Consider the following 18,444-nt stretch of genomic DNA (forward strand, 5'->3'; position numbering starts at 1 on the left):
TGGGAACGTTTCTCTACTTGCATGATAACCCGGGCCGAAAAACCGGCCCGAAGTTCCCGTCCGCGGCCGGGTTTCAATCTGTCCGGCCGCCGGCGGATTAGAGGGCCAGCGCGTCCCGCCAGCTGCGCAGGAAGGCGCCGCCGGCGTCGTCGTGGATGACCTCGGCACCCAAGCCCAGATCCACCGCGGTCAGCACGGGGTATGGCTTGACCGGAACACCGTCGGCCGGGCGGACATCAACGTGCTTGACCGGGTGATCGTTGTGGTGCAGCCAATCGGCCATTGCGTAGTCCGTCCGCGAATCGCCTACCGTCCGCCAGGCCTGCGGAGTGATTCCCTGCGCCGCCAGCAGCTCCACGGCACGGCTGGCGCCCAGGTCCTTGCCCAGCCTGACCGACTCAATGTCAGTGGAAATGATGGTGGGGTCCACGCGATAGTCCACCTGGTCATCCGAATCCGGCGCGTGATGGTCCAGCATCACCACACCCAGTCCGTGCCGGGCCATCAGCTCCAGGGCGTCGGCGTCGAAGAGCTGCTGTTCGTCCAGGTAGTCGGAACTGGACACCGCAATGTGCTGCTCCACGGACACCATGGCCCGCTTGGTCTCGTCGAAGAACATGTGCGCAGCGTAATCCTCCGCGACCAGGCGCCGGACGTCATCCCCATAGGCTTTCGGCACGGCCAGCTGCTGATCAACATGGATGGTGCCGGGTCCAGCCGCGGTGTAGCTGAACCAGACGGCACCCTTCTCACAGATGGCATGGATGACCGTCCCCGCCGGAATTCCTGCGGCGATCATCGGCTCCATGACCTGCTCGCGGATGAAGGCGTCCGAACGGCCGGTGTTAAAAATGACGGGGATCCCGGCGGAGGCCAGGGCAACCAGGTCCGCGATGATCTCCGGCTTCACGGCGCGGGTAACCGGACTGGCCACGGGGCCGTCGACGTCGAGCAGCAGCGCTAGTGCAGGGGCCGACGGCGGCCGGCTGCCGGACGGAAAATCAGCAGGGGTCTCAGGTGCAGTCATGGCACCATTCTGTCAGCCGCCTGCTGGCATCCCCGCTACTTTCCATACTCTTCCGCATGTGACGGATGGTCACTGTTTGGCTACAACCTCAGGACGCAGGAGGCAATACATTCCCATGAACCCGCAAGCTGCCTAGGCTGGCATGGTGATATTCAAAGCTGTGGGCGAGGGACGCCCTTACCCCGACCATGGTTACAGCACGCCCAAAGACTGGGCTGCACTGCCCCCGCGCCCCGTCCGGTTGGATGAACTGGTGACCACCAAGCGCACGCTGGACCTTGAGGCTCTCCTGGCGGAGGACTCCACGTTCTTTGGCGATCTCTTCCCGCATGTGGTTCAGTACCGCGGAAACCTGTACCTGGAAGACGGCCTGCACCGCGCACTCCGCACCGCCCTCCACCAGCGCACCGCCATCCACGCCCGTGTGCTGGTCATCGATGGCTAGGAAAGCGAAGGACGTCACCGTCCTGCATGGGCACCGGGTGGTTACCGGACCGGAGCTGCGAGCCACTTTTGTGGAGGATGAGGACACCGCCCACAACCCTGTCCGGCTGCGGCGCAGAATCGTGCACGCAGTGGTGCTGGTCCTGCTGATAGGGCTCATCATCTCCGCCATCGTTATCGCCCTGGCCATCATGAACGGACAGATCAAAGTTCCGACGGCGGAACGCAGCCACGAGGCTGTTTCCGTGTGTCCGGCCGCGACCTTCGACTACACGCCCAACGAGCAGATCAACCTCAACGTCTACAACTCCACCACCCGGCCCGGCCTGGCCAGATCCGTTGCGGACGAGTTTCTTGGCCGCAAATTCCTGGTGGGGACTGTGTCCAACACCCAATCAGGGTATCGGGGTGTGGCTGCAGTGGTTTCCGGGGCTGCGGGCCAGTCTGCCGCATTCAGTGTCCAGCGCAATGTGCCCGGATCCGATTACTTCCAGGATGACCGCTCCGACGCCAGCGTGGATGTGATCCTCACCAGCGGCTACAAGGAACTCACCGCCCCCGAGCTGGTGGACCAGACGCCCGGAAAGCTCAGTTGCCCGCGTGAAAGCCGGCGGATCGCCGACGGTTCAAAGCGGCCGGTCATTCCGACGGCAGCAGCCACGCCCTGATGGTCGGCCGGCGGTACGCCCCACTCCGAGTTGCGCTCTCACTTCTGGTCCCTAAACCGGCCGGATAGGAACCAAAAGTGAGAGCACAACGGTGGTGGCGGTAGCGACGGACTACTGGGTACGGTGCAGTTCTCCACAAGCCACCGGAAGCGTAGCCCAGGCGGGGAGCCCCGGCAGGGACTTCACCGACGCAGGAAGAGGGCTATCCGGGTTGATTCCGTGAATCACGACGTGCCGGCTGCCCAGTTTCAGTGCCTGGTCCAGCTCGCCCTGTAGATGGGACTTGGACGCGGACTGGTTGTAGCTGTAGCTCCCGTTGGCGTCCGCTACTGGGAAGTCCAGGGACGGGCTGAAACTGTTCAGGTTGCTGTCCAACGGAACCAGGACAGGGCCGTACAGCGGAAGGCCCTCGATGACGTCAACAAAGCCGTCATGAATGCCGTCCTGATTGCCGTCGGCGGTGGCGTCCGGACACGTGGTTCCTGCGTGGATGTGCTGTGGGTGCAGTGTTCCGGACGTAACGCCATTAACGTCGATTGCCACGCTGACGTCGTCGCCATTGACGGTGATTACGGCGTTGCCGGAGGCCGACGGGATGGAGTACGTGGCATCGCCTACGGTGTGCGATCCCGCATTAAGCGGCAAGAGCCGGGCGGCAAATACCTGCCCGGTCCCTGCTGGCTTTTGGGCGGAGGCTATTCCGACCCCGCTGGCGCTGAGAAGTATAAGACTGAAGGCAGTTGCTCCGGCCACAAAAATTGATCTACGCATTGTTGCTCCTGGGTGCGAGTTGCCGGGTGGGCTACGGCTCATGCAGCAGCGAGTTCCGGCGCATACGAGCAATTCGTTGTGATCCGGATCACGGATGGGTGTTCTTTGAAGATATGTCCCGGATCGCGGGGTGGGAGTGCCGACGGGCTATCGGTGCCTGATGCGCAATGGCCTGCCGTCGTCGTCGAACCTGGCGCCGGCACCCAGTTGGATGAAACGGACGGTGCGGGCGATCCTGGACTCCAGGTCGTCCGCCTGACCGCCACCGCGTGCCGCGCTCGAGGAAAGCGTGCCGTGGACCAGCTGAGCCTGCTGCTCTACGTCAGCCTCCGGCAGGTACCCCTGCGCCATGCCCTCGCGGAGGATGTCCTGGAGGAGCACGCTGAGCTCGCCCACATGGTCCGCGAGTTTGGCGAAGGACCCCGGCGACAGCACGGCGCCCATGGCCGGACCGGGCGGCAGGTGGCGCCGGGCCAGATCCTCCACCTGGGCGCGCACGTACAATGCAAGGCGTTCCACCGGGTTTTCCAGGCCGTGGAGGGAATCCCGCAGCTCCGCGAGGAAGCGCTCGGTCTCCTCCAGGGCGTAAGAAATGAGGAGCTCTTCGATATCCGCATAGTAGTTGTACACAGCTGTGCGTCCCACCCCGGCATGGCGGGCGACATCCGTCATGGTCAGGCCGGGCAGCCCGTGGGTGAAGAGGAGCTCACCGAACGCCGTCAGGATGCGTCGTCGGGTCTCGGCGCGTTGGGCTGCGTTGTTTGCAGCCGTGATCCTGGGCATACGGACACTTTACAGTGATCTGTCAGCAAAACCGGCGTGAGGCCTTAGACATCGCAGCCGTCCGGGCCGCAGGCTTCAGCATTAGCGCTGCCCACGGGTACCAGTGCGTGGTTTTCCTGCCAGGCCTGGTTGAGCGCCTGGGTAAAGGTCTCTGTGGGCTGGGCGCCGGAGAGCCCGAACTGGCGGTCGATCACGAAGAACGGCACGCCGCTGATGCCCAGGGCACGCGCCTCATCGAAGTCGTGGTGGACGTCGTCGGCGTACTTGTCGGTGGTAAAAAGCTCGGCAAGTTCGCCGGCGTCGAGTCCCAGGTCGTGGCCTAGCGAGGTGAGGTACACCTGGTTGCCGATGTCCTTGCCGTGCTCGAAGTGATCGCTGAGCAGCCGTTCCTTCGCAGCATCCTGCCGGCCATGGGCTGCCGCGAGGTGGATCAACCGGTGGGCAGTGAAGCTGTTGGCAACCACGACGTCGTCAAAACTGTAGTTGAGCCCCTCGCCTTTGGCCTGGGCCGCCACATGGTCAAACATCTGTGAGACCTGCTCGGGGGCCATGCCCTTGCGGGTACTCAGGTAATCCAGCTCGGTGCCGTCGTAGTGCTCCGGAAGTGTGGGGTCCAGCTGGTAGCTGCGCCACTGCACCTCCACGGAATCGCGGTGGGGGAATTCTGCCAGGGCGGCTTCAAAACGGCGTTTGCCGATGTAGCACCACGGGCACGCGACGTCGGACCAGATCTCAATCTTCATGCTTGGGGTAACTCCACGGGCCGGGACGGCATTCCCCGGAGGCTGTGTCGCCTTCGTCACGGGGAAGCGTGAACGGGCAGTTGACGCCCTGAAATCCGCTGAATCGGGGCCCCAAGTTTCCGTTGGCGCTAGGAGACGGGGAGTTCGCGCTCCATCACAAAATCGTGCTCTATGGTGCTGCCGAGATGGAAGGACTTGGTACCCACCCGCCGGAATCCGGATTTTTCATAGAAGCGGATAGCCTTGGCATTCTCACTATTGACGCCCAACCACACGCCTTGGGCGCCGCCGGACGCCGCGGATTCGAGCGTGGCACGCATGAGTTCCGCCGCCGCACCCAGTCCATGGTGGGCCGGGTGGACGTAGCATTTACTGAGCTCCGCGGAGGGCAGCCGGCTCAACGCTGAGGCAACGTCAGGATCCTGCACTGGCCGGAAAACCAGCATGCTGTAGCCGCTCAACGCGCCACCGGAACCGTCACCGGAATCGCCGGCGGCGTCGATGGTCAGGACGGTGAAGTCCGGATCCGCCAGATACCCGCGGAAGTGTTCTTCACTGAGCGTGTTCGCGACGTGCGTGGCGATGTCCTCCGGCGAGGAGCCAGGCGGGCACGCCAGCGGAAAGGTGACAGCCGCCAGTTCAGCCAGCCGCCCGGCGTCGTCCGTTGTTGCCTTGCGGATGGTGTGCATCATGGAGAAAACCTTAGCGTGAGGAGGCCTCGTGGAGTGCTGCCGCGGCCGCCTGCGCGGCCTCAGGCCGTATGCGGGCTATTGGCTGAACGCGGCGTCGAAGGAGGTGTTCGACGGCGGGAAGTCGAATTTCTTCAGGGCTGCAAGCGCCTCGGGGGCGCCGTGGAAACGGTCCATGCCGGCGTCCTCCCATTCGATGCTGATCGGCCCGTCGTAGCCGATCGCGGTGAGGGCGCGGAAGGATGATTCCCAGGGGACATCGCCGCGGCCGGCGGAGACGAAGTCCCAGCCCCTGCGGGGGTCGCCCCAGGGCAGGTGGGAGCCCATCACGGTGTTCCGGCCCGTGGGGCGGAGCTTTGTGTCCTTGCAGTCCACGTGGTAGATCCGGTCCTTGAAGTCCCAGATGAAGGAGACGGGGTCGATGCCCTGCCACATGAAATGCGAGGGGTCCCAGTTCAGGCCGAAGGCTTCGCGGTGGCCGATCGCCTCGAGGGTGCGGACGGTGGTCCAGTAGTCGTAGGCGATTTCGGAGGGGTGGACTTCATGGGCGAAGCGGACGCCGCAGTCGTCGAAGACGTCCAGGATGGGGTTCCAGCGGTCGGCGAAGTCCTGGTAGCCGGCGTCGATCACCGAGGTCGACACCGGCGGGAACATTGCCACGTACTGCCAGATGGAGGAGCCGGTGAACCCGACGACGGTGTCCACGCCGAGGGCTTTGGCCAGGCGTGCGGTGTGCTTCATTTCCTCGGCGGCGCGGGTGCGGACTCCTTCGGGATCGCCGTCGCCCCAGACCTTGGGGCCGACGATTGCCTGGTGCCGGAAGTCGATGGGGGAGTCGCACACGGCCTGACCTTTGAGGTGGTTGGAGATGGCCCAGACCTTGAGGTTGTAGTTTTCCAACACCGCCAACTTGCCGGCCACGTAGCCGGGCTCGTCCCAGCGCCAGGCGTCCAGGTGGTCGCCGGAGACGGCGATTTCCAGGCCGTCGTAGCCCCAGCCGGAAGCGAGGCGCGCGACTTCCTCGAACGGGAGATCGGCCCACTGGCCGGTGAACAGGGTGTACGGGCGGGGCATGTCAGGCTCCTTCAGAAGGCTGGGCACTGAGCGGGTTGCTCAGCTGAACAAGAGCGCTTTTCGCAGCGGAGCTTTCCTCCACCGCGGCAAGAATGCGCTGGACTGCGAGTCCGTCCTCGAACGACGGCGACGGCTGGGTTCCGCTGGCGATTGCCACGAGGAAGTCGCGGATCTCGTGTGTGAAGGTGTGTTCCCATCCGAGAGTGTGGCCCTGCGGCCACCACGCTTCAAGATACGGGTGAACGGGTTCGTTGACGAGGATGCGGCGGAAACCCTGTTCCCGGGCCGGGACGGTGGCGTCCAGGAAGCCGAGTTCGTTGATTGACTCCAGGTCAAAAAGCAAGGAACCCTTGCCGCCGTAGATCTCCAGCTTGAGCGAGTTTTTCTGGCCGGTGGCCACCCGCGAGACCTCCACGGAGGCGATCGCCCCGGAGGCGAGCGAGAGCGTGGCCCAGGCGGCGTCGTCGACCGTTACTTCCTCCAGGCCCTGCGGCCCCGGGCGGTGCGAAGTGAAGGTGTGCATCCGGCCGGAAACTTCGGTGACCTGGTCCCCGAGGAGGAAGAGGACCTGGTCGATCGCGTGCGAGGCGATGTCGCCGAGTGCCCCCGACCCGGCGGTTTCCTTGTTCAGGCGCCAGGTCATGGGCGATTCCGGATCCATGAGCCAGTCCTGAAGGTAGGCAGCACGGACGTGCCGGATGGCACCCAGCCGGCCCTCCGCGATCAGCTCCCGGGCCAAGGCCAACGCCGGCACCCGGCGGTAATTGAACCCGACCATGGACTGGACACCGTTGCTGCGGGCCGTCTGCGCGGCGGTGGTCATGGCTTCAGCCTCAGCCAGAGTATTGGCCAAGGGCTTCTCCACGAGCACGTGCTTGCCCGCAGCGAGCGCGGCGACGGCGATCTCGGAATGCATAAAGCCAGGTGCGCAGATGTCCACAATGTCAATGTCCTCGCGCTCAATTACCGCACGCCAGTCAGTGGCGGACTCCGCCCAGCCGTACTTTGCCGCTGCCTCGGCCACCCCGGACGGATCACGGCCCACCAGCACTTTCTGCTCGAAGGCCGGGACGTCGAAGTAACTCGCAACATTCCGCCAGGCATTCGAGTGGGCCTTGCCCATGAACGCATAGCCGATCATTGCAACCCCCAGGGGTGGGTTGCCAGGAGTGGTGCCGGCCGGCGTTGGCGTCTGCGCCGTCGTCATTGTGGAGCTCCTCAAAGGGATGTGGTTTGTTGGCTGGGTGCGGGGATGCCGGGCTACTTCACGGCGCCGGCTGAGAGGCCTGCCACCAGATGCTTCTGGACCAGAATGAAGCCAATAAGCACCGGCAGGCTGACCACCACGGAGGCGGCCATGAGCTGGTTCCAGAACACATCGGATTCGCTGGCATAAGACTTCAGCCCCAGCGAGAGGGTTTTAGTGGCTTCGTTGGTCAGGACGGAGGCAAACAGCACCTCTCCCCAGGCGGATATGAAGGAGTACACCGCCACCGCAATGATGCCGGGCTTGGCGACGGGGAGGATCACCCGGAAGAGGGCCCCCATCCGGCCGGTGCCGTCGATCATGGAGGCTTCCTCGAGCTCCTTGGGGATTGAGGCAAAATACCCGCTCAGCATCCAGATGGCGAACGGCAGCGTGAAGGTCATGTATGTGATGATCAGGCCGAGATAGGAGCCCTGCAGCTGCACCCCGGTGAGGTTCCGGATCTGGGTGAAGATCAGGTACAGAGGCAGGAGGAACAAGATGCCGGGGAACATCTGCGTTGACAGGACGGTCAGGCTGAAGAAGCGTTTCCCCTTGAACTGCAGCCGCGCGACGGCGTACGCGGCCAGGACGGCCACGGTCACTGAGCAAAGGGTCGCGCAGACGGTGATGATCAGGCTGTTCTGGAAGTACTTGGCCAGCGGAACGGTGGTCCAGATGTCGAAGTACGGTGATGCCGTGATTTCGCGGGGGATCCACTGGAACAGTCCGGCGACGTCCTTGAGAGGCTTCAGCGATGTGGACACCACCACGTAGAGAGGTACGGCCACCCACAGGGACAGGATGGTCAGGACCACATTCCTCAGAATGCGGAAGTTGCGGGTCTCAATCATTGTCGGCTCCCTTGGGCAGCACCATGCGGATATAGAAGAGGGAAGCGATGAACAGGGCAATCAGGAGCAGTACGCTCATGGCGCCGCCCAGGCCGAAGTTCCAGCTGCCGAACGAGTTCTGGTAGATCAGCGGTGAAACAAGGGTGGCTTCCTTGGGAGACGATGCGCCAAACAGCACAAACGGGATGTTGAACTGGTTAAAGGTCCACAGAGACATCACCATCAACAGCACGCCGTTGGCCGGGCGCACCATGGGCAGGGTGATGGTGCGGAACTGCTGCCATAGCGAAGCGCCGTCGATTGCTGCTGCTTCATAGACCTCGGTGGGGACGTTCTGCAGGGCTGCCATCAGCATCAGGAATGCGAAGGGCCACAGCTGCCAGATGTTCACCACAATCATGGCTCCGAAGGAGTTTTGGCCCAGGAGCCAGAAGGGGCGTTCGTCGCCGAACAGGTGGAACGTGTCGACGAGGATCTGGTTCACGGCGCCGTCGCGCTGGTTGAACATAAACGCCCAGGCGATCGTGCCGACGTAGGCCGGGAGGGCATAGGGCACCAGGAAGAACGTGCGCAGTATGGCTCGGCCCTTGAAGTTGGAGGACAGGAACACGGCTCCGGCCATGCCGAGGATCCAGGAGAAACCGACCACCAGGATGGTGTAGCCCAGGGTGCGGCCCACGGTGCCGAAGAACGCCTGTCCGATGGTGCTTTCCGGGTTGAGACCGTTGATGAAGTTCTGCAGGCCCACGAACGGCGCATTGAGCCAGTTGGTGAGGTTGAGCTGGGTCAGGGAGATGAAGGCGATCCAGATGCCGAGCAGCATGGGGCCGATGTGGATCAGCACTTCCAGAAGTGCCGCAGGAAGAATGAGCCCGTAGGGGAGGAAGGAACGCTTTTTCTTCCGGACCGGCGGGGCCGTTGTGTTGTCCGGCGAAACGCGAGCCGGAGAGGGTTTCGGGGCGGGGTCGCCGCCGGGTGCGGCGGAGCCGCTGTCCAATGCTGAGTGGGTCATGGGAGCTCCTTGGCCGGGGGTGCGGGGGCGTGGCCCCCCCACCCTTCAGGCATCGTTACTGGGCCGCAGCCATCTGGTTGTTGGCGTCGTTGAGGGCCGCCTGGATGTCTGCCTCGGAGACAGTGCCGGTCGCTGCCTTCGCAAAGAGGTTCTTGATGGCGGTGCCCGTCAGGGTCTCCATCTGGCCTTCCTTGGCGATCAGCGGCATGGGCAGGGCGTGGTTGGCCAGGGCATCGTTCTTCAGCTTGACCTCGTCCGTCTGGAACGCCGCGTCCGAGGACGCGCCGGTCACCACGGGCAGGGAGCGGAAGGCCTTGTTCAGGGCGATCTGTTCGGCATCGCTGGTGAGCCAGCCCGCCAGCTTTACGGCGTTGTCCTTGCTCTTGCTGTTCTTGAAGACGCTCAGGTTGATGCCGGCGACGTGGCTCTGGGTTCCCTCGGCGCCGCTGGCACCGCCGGCCATCATCGGCACCGGCGCGACGGCCCAGTCCTTGAAGCCGCGGGCGTCGAAGTTCTTCACCGGGCTCTGGTCAAACATCATGGCGGCCTTGCCTTTGATCAGGTTGTCGACCTTCTGGCTGCCGTCCGAGATTTCAGCGTCCGACGGCGACATCACCTTGTCTGTGGCCATCAGGTCGACGAACTGCTTGACGCCCTTGACCTGCGCGGCGCTGTCAAAGGTGGGCTTTCCGTCCTTGTCGAAGAGGCTGCCGCCGTTCTGCAGGCCGCGGACAAAGGCCTGGTGGGAGTTGGCTGCCACTGAGGCGCCGGCCGCCGTGAAGCCCCACTGGTCGGGCTTGCCATCGCCGTTCGTGTCCTTCGTGAGCTTCTTCGCGTCAGCGACGAACTCGTCCCACGTCGCCGGCGGCTTTGCGATCCCGGCATCCGCGAACATCTTCGGGTTGTAGTACATGTTGTACGCGAGTCCGTACAGCGGGACCGACGTCGGGGTCTTGCCTTCGGCGCCGCCCGTGGACCAGCTGGTCTTCAGGAAGCGGTCCTTGCCGCCAACTGCGTCGAGCAGTGCGCTCTCTACCGGCTCGAAGGCGCCGGTCTCCTGCAGCGTCACGGCCCACGTGTTGCCGATGTTCAGGACGTCCGGGCCGTCGCCGCTCGTGACGGCGGTCAGGATGCGGTTGTACAGATCGTTCCAGCCGATCACCTCAAGCTTGACCTTCACGCCGGTCTTCTGGGTGAAGCGGTCCAAGCTGGGCTGGAGCTTGGCCGCGGTGTCCTCAAGGCTGTTGCCCTGATTCGAGGCCCAGTAGGTGATGGTGTCGCTGGAGGCCTGGCTGGTGCCACCGCAGGCGCTGAGGCCCAGGGCCATCGCCGCCGTGGCGGCTACTGCCGAGAGGACTTTCAAGGGGTTCTTCATGGTTGCTCCGGTTTTCTCGTCGTCGAGCTGGGGCTGGGTGTGGGGAGGGGCGGGCGGGTGCCTGCCGGCAGGCCCTGAACAGCTGTTGCTACGCGGACAGCGTGGCCGCGGTCGGATCCCAGTCCTCGGGCAGTGCCGGGACCTTGGCGGCGGAACTTTCGACCTCCACGAACGCGCGGGTGTCGATGGACTCGGAAATCGAGGCCATGGTGTCGAGGATGTGGAACGCGAGTTCGCCCTGCGCCCGGTGTGGCCGGCCTTCGCGGATGGCGCGTGCCATTTCCAGCACGCCGGCGCCGCGGCTCGCCGTGGAACCGACGGACGGGACAACCATCCAGTCGTCGGAGCCCAGCGCGCAGATCCGGATGTCGCCGTCGAAGTTGTTCGGATCCGGCAGCGCGATCGTGGCGTCCGAGCCCGTGATTTCCACGAATCCGGCGCGCTTCAACGGCGAATCGAAGCTGAAGATGCTCTGGGCCGATTCGCCGCCCTTAAACTCCAGGATGGAGCTGACGTGGGTGGGGACGGTGACGGCGAACTCCTCGCCGGCCTTGGGGCCTGAGCCGATCACGCGGGTTTCCCGGGATTTCGAGCCGAACGCCGCCACCCGGCGGATGCTGCCCAAGGTCTGGACGAGCGTGGTCAGGTAATAGGGTCCGATATCGAAGAGCGGGCCGGCGCCGTCCTGGAACAGGAACGCCGGGTTGGGGTGCCAGGATTCCGGGCCGGGGGATTGCATGAGCGTCAGCGCCGTCAGCGGGGTGCCGATGTCGCCGCGGTCGATCATCCGGCGGGCCGTCTGCAGGCCGGCGCCCAGGAAGGTGTCCGGAGCGCAGCCCAGCCGCAAACCGGCGGCGTCGGCCGCCTTGAGCAGGCCCAGGCCGCTTTCCCTGTCCAGGGAGAACGGCTTCTCGCTCCAGACATGCTTGCCGGCGTTCACGGCCCGGGTGGCCACCTCCACATGGGCTGCGGGGATGGTCAGGTTGACCACGATCTCGACGTCGGGGTTGTCCAGCACGGCGTCGACGCCGCCGTGGTTCTCGATCCCGTACTCAGCGGCGCGGGCCGCGGCGGCGTCCTCGAAGAGGTCGCCGATCGCCACCACCCTGACGTCCGGGAAGGTGGTGAGGTTGTCCAGGTACTGCTTGCTGATGACGCCCGCGCCGATGATGCCGACGCCGACGGGCCCGGTCTGTGCCGGCCCTGATCCTGCCGTGCCGCTCATGCGGAGACCTTTCCGGCGCTGAGGTAGTTGTAGCTGTCCCGGACGGCGTCAAACATGTCGCCCTGGAAGTCGTCGAGCTCGATCACGCCGGCCTCGAGGGAACCGGCCGCGGCCAGGACATCCCAGATCGGCATCTTGCCGGCGCCGACGGCGACCTGGCTGGACGGATCCGAGGTGACCGGGCCGTCCTTGATGTGGATGAACTTCACCCGGTCGCCGAGGCGGGCGAGCAGCTCCGCCGGGTTCTGGCCGCCCACGGCTGCCCAGTAGGTGTCCAGTTCCAGGACGACCTCCGGATCCAGGTGGTCGGCGAGGTGTTCCAGCGCCGTCTTGCCATCGATGACGGACTCAACTTCCCACCAGTGGTTGTGGTAGCCCACGCGCACTCCATAGCCGGCTCCCTTGGCGGCCGCGGCGTTGAGCTGCTCCGCGGTTTCCTTGATGTCGGCCAGGGTGTTCCAGCGCTCGATCGGGACGTGCGGGTCAATGACGGTGCCGATCCCGAGCTGCCGGGCGGCGGTGAAGATGGCGTCCTGGTCGTCGCTGAGCAGGGGAGCGTGGCCGGAGGGGGCGGTGAGGTTGTTCTCCGCCATGGCCTGCTTCAGTTCAGCGGCTTTGGCGAGGAACCGGTAGGGCTCAACCATGGTGAAGCCGATTTCTGCCAGGCGCTGGATGGTTCCAGCAAGATCTTCTTCAAGGGCCTTCCGGACCGTGTAGAGCTGGATCGAGTATGACACTGTCTCTCCTCGTCGTTGGGGTGTGAGCCGCAGCCGCGGCGCCTGGTTTCCTATGAACGCTCGTGGGCACATCCAAGGGCGGTCCATATGCAGGTGAGTGAGCTGCCTCACACACAAAGCTAGGGCTACTTCTGCCGGTCGTCAAGCAAAAGTCGAAAACGAATCGACATTCTTTGTCTGGCGTGACACGCATAAGCCGTTCGTGCTATCACTTACTCATGAGTCCCGCCCCCACTAGAGAGCCAGGCAAAGACCCCGGAACCGGGGTTCCGACCGAACAGGCCGGGCTGGACGCTGCCGGCAGCCTGTCCCGCGCCGGCGATCTGTTCCAGCTCCTCCGCGACGGCAAAGCCCGGACGCGCGCCGAGCTGGCACTGACAACCGGGCTCGCCCGCTCCACGGTGGCTGCACGGATCGACGCCCTGATCCTCTCCGGGCTCGTAGGCCCTGCCGGTGAGGCGAACTCCAGCGGCGGCAGGCCGCCGTCGCGCTTTGCCTTCAACCCGGCGGCACGCGCCGTCCTCGCCGTCGACGTCGGGGCAACGCATGTGATCATTGCCGTCACCGATCTGCGCGGGACCATCCTGGCCGAGCGGCGCCTGGCCCAGGAAGTCTCCGAGGGACCGGAAACCGTTCTGGGCCGCGTGGTGGAGGAGGGTGCCTCGCTCCTGGCCGAAGCGGGACGGGCCAAAACTGACCTCGCCGGCATCGGGATCGGCCTGCCGGGCCCGGTGGAACACGCCACCGGTAAGCCGGTGAAGCCGCCCATCATGCCCGGCTGGGACGGGTTCGACGTCGTCCGTTACGTCCAGCGCTCGCTGCCCGTACCCGTTCTGGTGGACAATGACGTCAACATCATGGCGCTGGGGGAGCGGACCGCGTACTGGCCCGAGCACCAGAACTTCCTGTTCATCAAGGTGGCAACCGGCATCGGAGCCGGCATCATCAGCAGCGGCGAGCTCCAGCGCGGCGCCAACGGAACGGCCGGGGACCTTGGCCATGTGCGCGTTCCCCGCGGCGACGACGTCCTGTGCCGTTGCGGCAACTACGGCTGCCTCGAGGCGCTGGCATCCGGTCCTGCGGTGGCCCGGTCGCTTGCCGTCCAAGGCCTGACCGCAGAAAAGGGAAGCGACGTGCTGCGCCTCGTGGCGGACGGCAACCTGCCGGCCATCCAGGCTCTGCGGCAGGCCGGCCGCGACGTGGGGGACGTCCTGGCAACAGTGGTCAACCTACTCAACCCCTCCATGATCGTGATCGGCGGTAGCCTGGGCCAGGCGGGCGAACACCTGATGGCCGGAGTCCGCGAAGTGGTCTACCGGCGCTCACTGCCGCTGGCCACCACTCATCTGCGGATCGGGCTCTCCATGGCAGGCGATCAGGCGGCCATCCTTGGCGCCAGCCAGATGGTCACGCAGCACGTCCTGTCCCCGGCCGTGATCGAAGCCACCCTGCAGGCGACGGGCTAAGTGCTAGGGGCAGGAATCCTTGCCCCGGTGGTGCCCTACGTCGCCGCCTCGTAGCCCTCCGGCGGGTCCCCACCAACCAGTTCGGAATACTTACGGGCGTCGGCCCGATTTTCGCAGCCATCATCGGTGCAATCGCGCTGGGTGGCTCACTGAAAAAAGCTCTTCCCCTCCCAAGTAGTGTCATGTACCATTGCACATATGATGTGACATCGATCATACGGATTGATGACTCACTTGGTCGACACATGGAAGATCGCTATGACCCTTTCAGAAATTGCGGACGGCAAGATCGTGCCCCGTCTTGGTATCAAGCTAGACAACATCTCGAAGCGCTACGGCGACCACCTCGTCCTTGATGATGTCTCCCTGCACGTTGATCCAGGGACGGTTACGGCACTCATCGGCCCCTCCGGTGCGGGCAAGAGCACGTTCCTGCGGTGCATCAACCTCCTCGAACGGCCCGACTCCGGGACCATCCAGGTGGACCAGCACACCATCGAGCCGGGCAAGGACGTCAACAGCCGGGACCTCGCCGCCCTGCGGCGCACCGTCGGCATGGTGTTCCAGTCCTTCAACCTGTTCCCGCACATGTCAGCGCTGAAGAACATCAGCTTCCCGCAACAGAAGGTCCTCGGGCGCAGCAAGGAGGAGGCCGACGAGCGCTCGATGCAGTTGCTCGAGCGAGTCGGACTCCCGGAGAAAGCGAACCAGCACCCCGGGCGGTGCTCCGGCGGCCAGCAGCAGCGCATCGCGATAGCCCGGGCCCTGGCTCTGGATCCGAGCATCATGCTCTTCGACGAGCCCACCTCGGCCCTCGACCCGGAGGTGGGTCTGGAGGTCCTGGCAGTGATGCGTGAGCTGGCCGCCGACGGCATGACGATGATTGTGGTTACCCACGAGATGCAGTTCGCCCGCGACGTCTCGGACACGCTCGTCGTTATGGCCGACTGCAAGATCATCGAGCAGGGCAATCCGAGGGCAATCATGAGCGATCCGCAGGAGGCCCGCACACGCCGCTTCCTGCGTGCAGTGCTGGAGCGCTGACATGGATGCGCTCTCCGCAGTCCTCCAAGGACTGCCCCTGACCCTCGTGCTGACGCTTTCTGCGTTCGCGATCGGCATCGTCGGCGCCGTGCCCCTCGCAGTAGGCCTGTCGTCGTCGAACCTGGCTGTGAGGTTGGCCTCGCGGCTTTTCGTGGACCTGGTCCGCGGCGTGCCGATCATCGTCTGGCTGTTCCTGCTCAAGTTCGGCATCCAAATCGGCGCCTTCAAGTTCAACCCCGTGAGCGCCGCCATCGTTGGCCTCGGCGTCGTCTCCGTGGCCTACCTCGCTGAGATCTATCGCGGCGGGCTGCAGGCCGTGCCGCGCGGCCAGAGCGAGGCTGCGGACGCCCTGGGCCTGGCCAGGGGGACCACCTTCAACCGGGTGATGGTCCCGCAGGCCTTCCGCATCGTGTCTCCTTCCATCGCGACCTACCTGACGGGCCTGCTCAAGGATTCCTCGATAGCCTCGACGATCATCGTCACTGAGATGGTCTTCCAGTCGCAGGCCTTCGCCCGTCAGCACCCAACGGTCGAGGGGATCCTGCCTTACATCATCGTGGGTGTGCTCTATATCGTGCTGAGCCTCCCTGTGGCTTACTTGTCCCGTCGTCTCGACTCCCGCATGAGGAAGGCCATCTACGCATGACTTGGCTCACGGAATGGGTGAATTACCTCCCGCAGATGATGTCCGGTCTGGCCGTCAGTCTCATGATCGCCGCCGTTTCGATCGTCGTCGGCTATCCGCTGGGGCTGGGTCTTAGCCTCATGGTGACCGCGAAGAACCTGGCGGTCCGCACGCTCGGACTCGTGGTCGTCGAGGTGGGTCGTGGGGCGCCGGCCCTGGTGATTCTCTACCTCTTCTACTACGGCCTGCCGAAGTTCGGGATCGCCTTCGAGAGCATCACGGCCGCGTGTCTCGCCCTCATCTGGAACTCGGCCGCGTACTCGAGCGAGATCATGCGGGCCGGCTTGCAGTCGGTAGCCCGCGGACAGCACGAAGCCTCAAACGCCCTGGGCTTGTCGCAGCGCGATACCTTCTTCCGGGTGATCATGCCGCAGGGCATGCGGTCCGCGATCCCCGGGCTGATGGGAGTCGCGATCCAGATGTTCCAGGGAACCTCGTTGGCTTACGGGATTGCCGTCCCCGAGCTGATGAAGACGGCCTACAACATCGGCAGCCAGGACTTCAACTACTTGCAAATATTCACCCTCGCGGGCATATGCTACGCCGTCATCTCGATGCCGGCCACCTGGATCAGCGTCTTCTTCGAGAAGCGGATGGCGCGCCACACCTGACAGTTCCACCCCATCTCCCACCCCACCCATCTGGAGGAACCATGAAGATCTACCGTCTCAAGAGCGCAGGCATGCTGGCCGCCACCGTGATCACCCTCGGCCTGACGGCCTGCGGCGGATCGTCGGACGCGAGCACAACGGCATGCACGCCGAAGCATTCCGGGATCCAGACCGTCGCCGCAGGCAAGCTCACGGTCGGCGTCATCGACATCCCGCCCTTCAGCAGCTACAACAGCGGCAAGCCCAATGGCATCGACATCGCGATTGTGAACAAGATCGCCAAGGATGAGTGCCTCGAACCGGCCTATCAGCAGGCAACCTACGCGGATGCCGTGCAGTCCATCGCCGGCGGCAACATCGACCTGGCAGTTGGCACGATCGATGCTACCGAGAAACGACTTAAGGCTGTGGACTTCTCTGCCTCGACCTACCTGGACGGCATGGGGATTGTGTCCAAAACCGGGGCCACCACCGTGGCGGACCTCGAAAAGATGGGCAAGGTCGGCACGATCGACGGTTACCTGTGGGTCGAGGACCTCAAGAAAATCCTTGGCGATCGCCTGGTGACCTACCCGAGCAGCGTTGAGCTCAAGGCCGACTTCGACGCCGGCCGCCTCGACGCCGACATCGACGCTTACGGTGTCCAGGTGCTCCAGTTCAAGGGTGCTGCCGGCGTGAAGGTGGCTCTCGCGAACGAGAAGCCGGACCCGCGCGTGGGTGCAATCGCCCATGCCCCCGAGGCCGCCTTCCCGATGACAAAGGGCAACACCAGCCTTCGTGAAGCGCTCGACGCCGGCATCACCGCGCAGCGCACAGACGGGACAATCACCAAGCTCCTGACCGAAGCGGGACTCTCTGAAGGGCTTGGGAAGGTCGCCTCGAAGCAGTACGTGGTTCCCGCTAGCTAAATCACTGGTGCCGGGCTTCGGCCCGGCACCCTTTAGGCGCCTGTGCAATGTCACATGGTAAACTGGCTGTGAGGCATCTCACGGCAGCACAATGAGGGCGCCACGCGTGCCCGACCGAAAGGACCCGATCATGACCGAAACCCGCAAGCCCTGGCATGGCGTGCTCGTCGCAACGGCCCTGCCGTTCAAGGACGACCTGAGCATCGACTACGACGCCTACGCCGAGCACGTCCGCTTCCTGGCCAATGCCGGCTGCCACGGCGTTGCCCCCAACGGCTCCCTGGGCGAGTACCAGACCCTGAGCGAGGAGGAACGCGCCCGCGTCATCACGACGGCGGTCGAGGCGGCGCCCGAGGGCTTTACCGTCATGGCCGGCGTCGGCGCGTACGGCGGGCTGCAGACGCAGAAGTGGGCCGAGCAGGCCGCCGAGGCCGGCGCCGGCGCACTCATGCTGCTCCCCCCGAACGCCTACCGGGCCAATGACGACGAGGTGGTGGACCATTACCGCCGAGCCGCCGCAGCCGGCCTGCCCATCGTGGCCTACAACAACCCCATCGACACCAAAGTGGACCTGACCCCGCAGCTCATCGCCCGTCTCCACGGCGAGGGCCTTATTGTGGGCGTCAAGGAATTCACCGGGGATGTGCGCCGCGCCTACGAGATCAGGGAGCTTGCTCCCGAGGTGGACCTGCTCATCGGCACCGACGACACCGTCGTCGAAATGGGCCTGGCCGGCGCGGTGGGATGGGTGGCCGGCTACCCGAACGCGATCCCGGAGTCCACCCTTGAGCTCTACCGGCTCTCCACCTCCGGCGATGTCGCGGACCTCAAACGCGCCCGCGAGATCTACCGCGACTTGCACTCGCTGCTGCGCTGGGACAGCAAGACCGAGTTCGTCCAGTCCATCAAGCTGTCCATGGACGTCGTGGGCCTGCGCGGCGGCGCCTGCCGGCCGCCTCGCGGACCGCTCGCCCCCGCGGTGCGCGACGCCGTCGTCCGCGACACCGAGACAGCCCTCGCCAAGGGCTACAAGTAGTCTCAAGTCCAAGTCCGCACTCCCGGTGCGGCGGCGCCCGCCGCAC

At 64.8% G+C, this 18,444-nt stretch carries 20 protein-coding genes; 8 read left to right on the top strand and 12 right to left on the bottom strand.

Features of this window, described 5'->3' with window-relative positions; translation table 11 throughout:
- Positions 1-97: 97 nt before the first annotated feature.
- Positions 98-1,027, bottom strand: a complete 930-nt coding sequence (locus ACQCST_RS04195) for a hypothetical protein (protein WP_426998083.1) — start codon at positions 1,025-1,027, stop codon at positions 98-100.
- Positions 1,028-1,172: 145 nt separating this feature from the next.
- Between ACQCST_RS04195 and ACQCST_RS04200 the strand changes: the two genes are divergently transcribed.
- Together ACQCST_RS04200 and ACQCST_RS04205 are read left to right on the top strand one after the other, a co-directional pair.
- Complete coding sequence (locus tag ACQCST_RS04200) at positions 1,173-1,472, top strand: type II toxin-antitoxin system VapB family antitoxin (RefSeq protein ID WP_426998084.1); 300 nt, start codon at positions 1,173-1,175, stop codon at positions 1,470-1,472.
- Positions 1,465-2,139, top strand: coding sequence for a LytR C-terminal domain-containing protein (locus ACQCST_RS04205; protein WP_426998085.1), 675 nt, complete (start codon positions 1,465-1,467; stop codon positions 2,137-2,139). Before ACQCST_RS04200 ends, ACQCST_RS04205 begins: the two co-directional genes overlap by 8 nt.
- 111 nt (positions 2,140-2,250) lie before the next feature.
- On the opposite strand, the gene ACQCST_RS04210 is transcribed toward ACQCST_RS04205, so the two are convergent.
- From ACQCST_RS04210 to ACQCST_RS04260, 11 genes are all read right to left on the bottom strand, one after another.
- Positions 2,251-2,910 carry a hypothetical protein gene (locus ACQCST_RS04210; RefSeq protein WP_426998086.1) on the bottom strand — a complete coding sequence of 220 codons (660 nt, stop codon included), beginning with the start codon at positions 2,908-2,910 and terminating at the stop codon, positions 2,251-2,253.
- A 147-nt stretch (positions 2,911-3,057) separates the two neighbouring features.
- Complete coding sequence (locus tag ACQCST_RS04215) at positions 3,058-3,693, bottom strand: TetR/AcrR family transcriptional regulator (RefSeq protein WP_426998087.1); 636 nt, start codon at positions 3,691-3,693, stop codon at positions 3,058-3,060.
- A gap of 44 nt (positions 3,694-3,737) precedes the next feature.
- On the bottom strand, positions 3,738-4,436 hold the full coding sequence (locus ACQCST_RS04220; RefSeq protein ID WP_426998088.1) for a DsbA family oxidoreductase: 699 nt from the start codon (positions 4,434-4,436) through the stop codon (positions 3,738-3,740).
- A 128-nt stretch (positions 4,437-4,564) separates the two neighbouring features.
- Positions 4,565-5,128 (bottom strand): GNAT family N-acetyltransferase, encoded by a 564-nt coding sequence (locus ACQCST_RS04225; protein ID WP_426998089.1) that lies wholly within the window; start codon positions 5,126-5,128, stop codon positions 4,565-4,567.
- A 75-nt stretch (positions 5,129-5,203) separates the two neighbouring features.
- Complete coding sequence (locus ACQCST_RS04230) at positions 5,204-6,199, bottom strand: sugar phosphate isomerase/epimerase family protein (protein WP_426998090.1); 996 nt, start codon at positions 6,197-6,199, stop codon at positions 5,204-5,206.
- 1 nt (position 6,200) lies between these two features.
- Positions 6,201-7,406, bottom strand: a complete 1,206-nt coding sequence (locus tag ACQCST_RS04235) for a Gfo/Idh/MocA family protein (protein ID WP_426998091.1) — start codon at positions 7,404-7,406, stop codon at positions 6,201-6,203.
- Between the two features lie 53 nt (positions 7,407-7,459).
- Positions 7,460-8,299 carry a carbohydrate ABC transporter permease gene (locus tag ACQCST_RS04240; protein ID WP_426998092.1) on the bottom strand — a complete coding sequence of 280 codons (840 nt, stop codon included), beginning with the start codon at positions 8,297-8,299 and terminating at the stop codon, positions 7,460-7,462.
- Positions 8,292-9,311, bottom strand: a complete 1,020-nt coding sequence (locus ACQCST_RS04245; RefSeq protein ID WP_426998093.1) for a carbohydrate ABC transporter permease — start codon at positions 9,309-9,311, stop codon at positions 8,292-8,294. The genes ACQCST_RS04240 and ACQCST_RS04245 overlap by 8 nt, the downstream gene beginning before the upstream one ends.
- Before the next feature lie 55 nt (positions 9,312-9,366).
- Positions 9,367-10,686, bottom strand: coding sequence for an ABC transporter substrate-binding protein (locus tag ACQCST_RS04250; protein WP_426998094.1), 1,320 nt, complete (start codon positions 10,684-10,686; stop codon positions 9,367-9,369).
- An 88-nt stretch (positions 10,687-10,774) separates the two neighbouring features.
- Complete coding sequence (locus ACQCST_RS04255; RefSeq protein ID WP_426998095.1) at positions 10,775-11,911, bottom strand: Gfo/Idh/MocA family protein; 1,137 nt, start codon at positions 11,909-11,911, stop codon at positions 10,775-10,777.
- A complete protein-coding gene (locus tag ACQCST_RS04260) occupies positions 11,908-12,648 on the bottom strand; it encodes a sugar phosphate isomerase/epimerase family protein (RefSeq protein WP_426998096.1) in 741 nt (246 codons plus the stop codon). Before ACQCST_RS04260 ends, ACQCST_RS04255 begins: the two co-directional genes overlap by 4 nt.
- Before the next feature lie 218 nt (positions 12,649-12,866).
- Here ACQCST_RS04260 and ACQCST_RS04265 point away from each other — a divergent pair, with 218 nt between their 5' ends.
- From ACQCST_RS04265 to ACQCST_RS04290, 6 genes are all read left to right on the top strand, one after another.
- Positions 12,867-14,114 (top strand): ROK family transcriptional regulator, encoded by a 1,248-nt coding sequence (locus ACQCST_RS04265; protein ID WP_426998097.1) that lies wholly within the window; start codon positions 12,867-12,869, stop codon positions 14,112-14,114.
- 258 nt (positions 14,115-14,372) lie between these two features.
- Positions 14,373-15,158 carry an amino acid ABC transporter ATP-binding protein gene (locus ACQCST_RS04270; RefSeq protein WP_426998098.1) on the top strand — a complete coding sequence of 262 codons (786 nt, stop codon included), beginning with the start codon at positions 14,373-14,375 and terminating at the stop codon, positions 15,156-15,158.
- 1 nt (position 15,159) lies between these two features.
- The gene (locus ACQCST_RS04275; RefSeq protein ID WP_426998099.1) at positions 15,160-15,804 is read left to right on the top strand and encodes an amino acid ABC transporter permease; all 645 of its coding nucleotides are present in this window, start codon (positions 15,160-15,162) and stop codon (positions 15,802-15,804) included.
- Positions 15,801-16,454 carry an amino acid ABC transporter permease gene (locus tag ACQCST_RS04280; protein WP_426998100.1) on the top strand — a complete coding sequence of 218 codons (654 nt, stop codon included), beginning with the start codon at positions 15,801-15,803 and terminating at the stop codon, positions 16,452-16,454. Before ACQCST_RS04275 ends, ACQCST_RS04280 begins: the two co-directional genes overlap by 4 nt.
- A 41-nt stretch (positions 16,455-16,495) precedes the next feature.
- The gene (locus tag ACQCST_RS04285; RefSeq protein ID WP_426998101.1) at positions 16,496-17,362 is read left to right on the top strand and encodes a substrate-binding periplasmic protein; all 867 of its coding nucleotides are present in this window, start codon (positions 16,496-16,498) and stop codon (positions 17,360-17,362) included.
- A gap of 130 nt (positions 17,363-17,492) precedes the next feature.
- The gene (locus tag ACQCST_RS04290) at positions 17,493-18,398 is read left to right on the top strand and encodes a dihydrodipicolinate synthase family protein (protein WP_426998102.1); all 906 of its coding nucleotides are present in this window, start codon (positions 17,493-17,495) and stop codon (positions 18,396-18,398) included.
- The last annotated feature ends 46 nt before the right edge of the window (positions 18,399-18,444 follow it).

This window comes from Pseudarthrobacter sp. N5, assembly GCF_050157035.1.
Classification (GTDB): domain Bacteria; phylum Actinomycetota; class Actinomycetes; order Actinomycetales; family Micrococcaceae; genus Arthrobacter.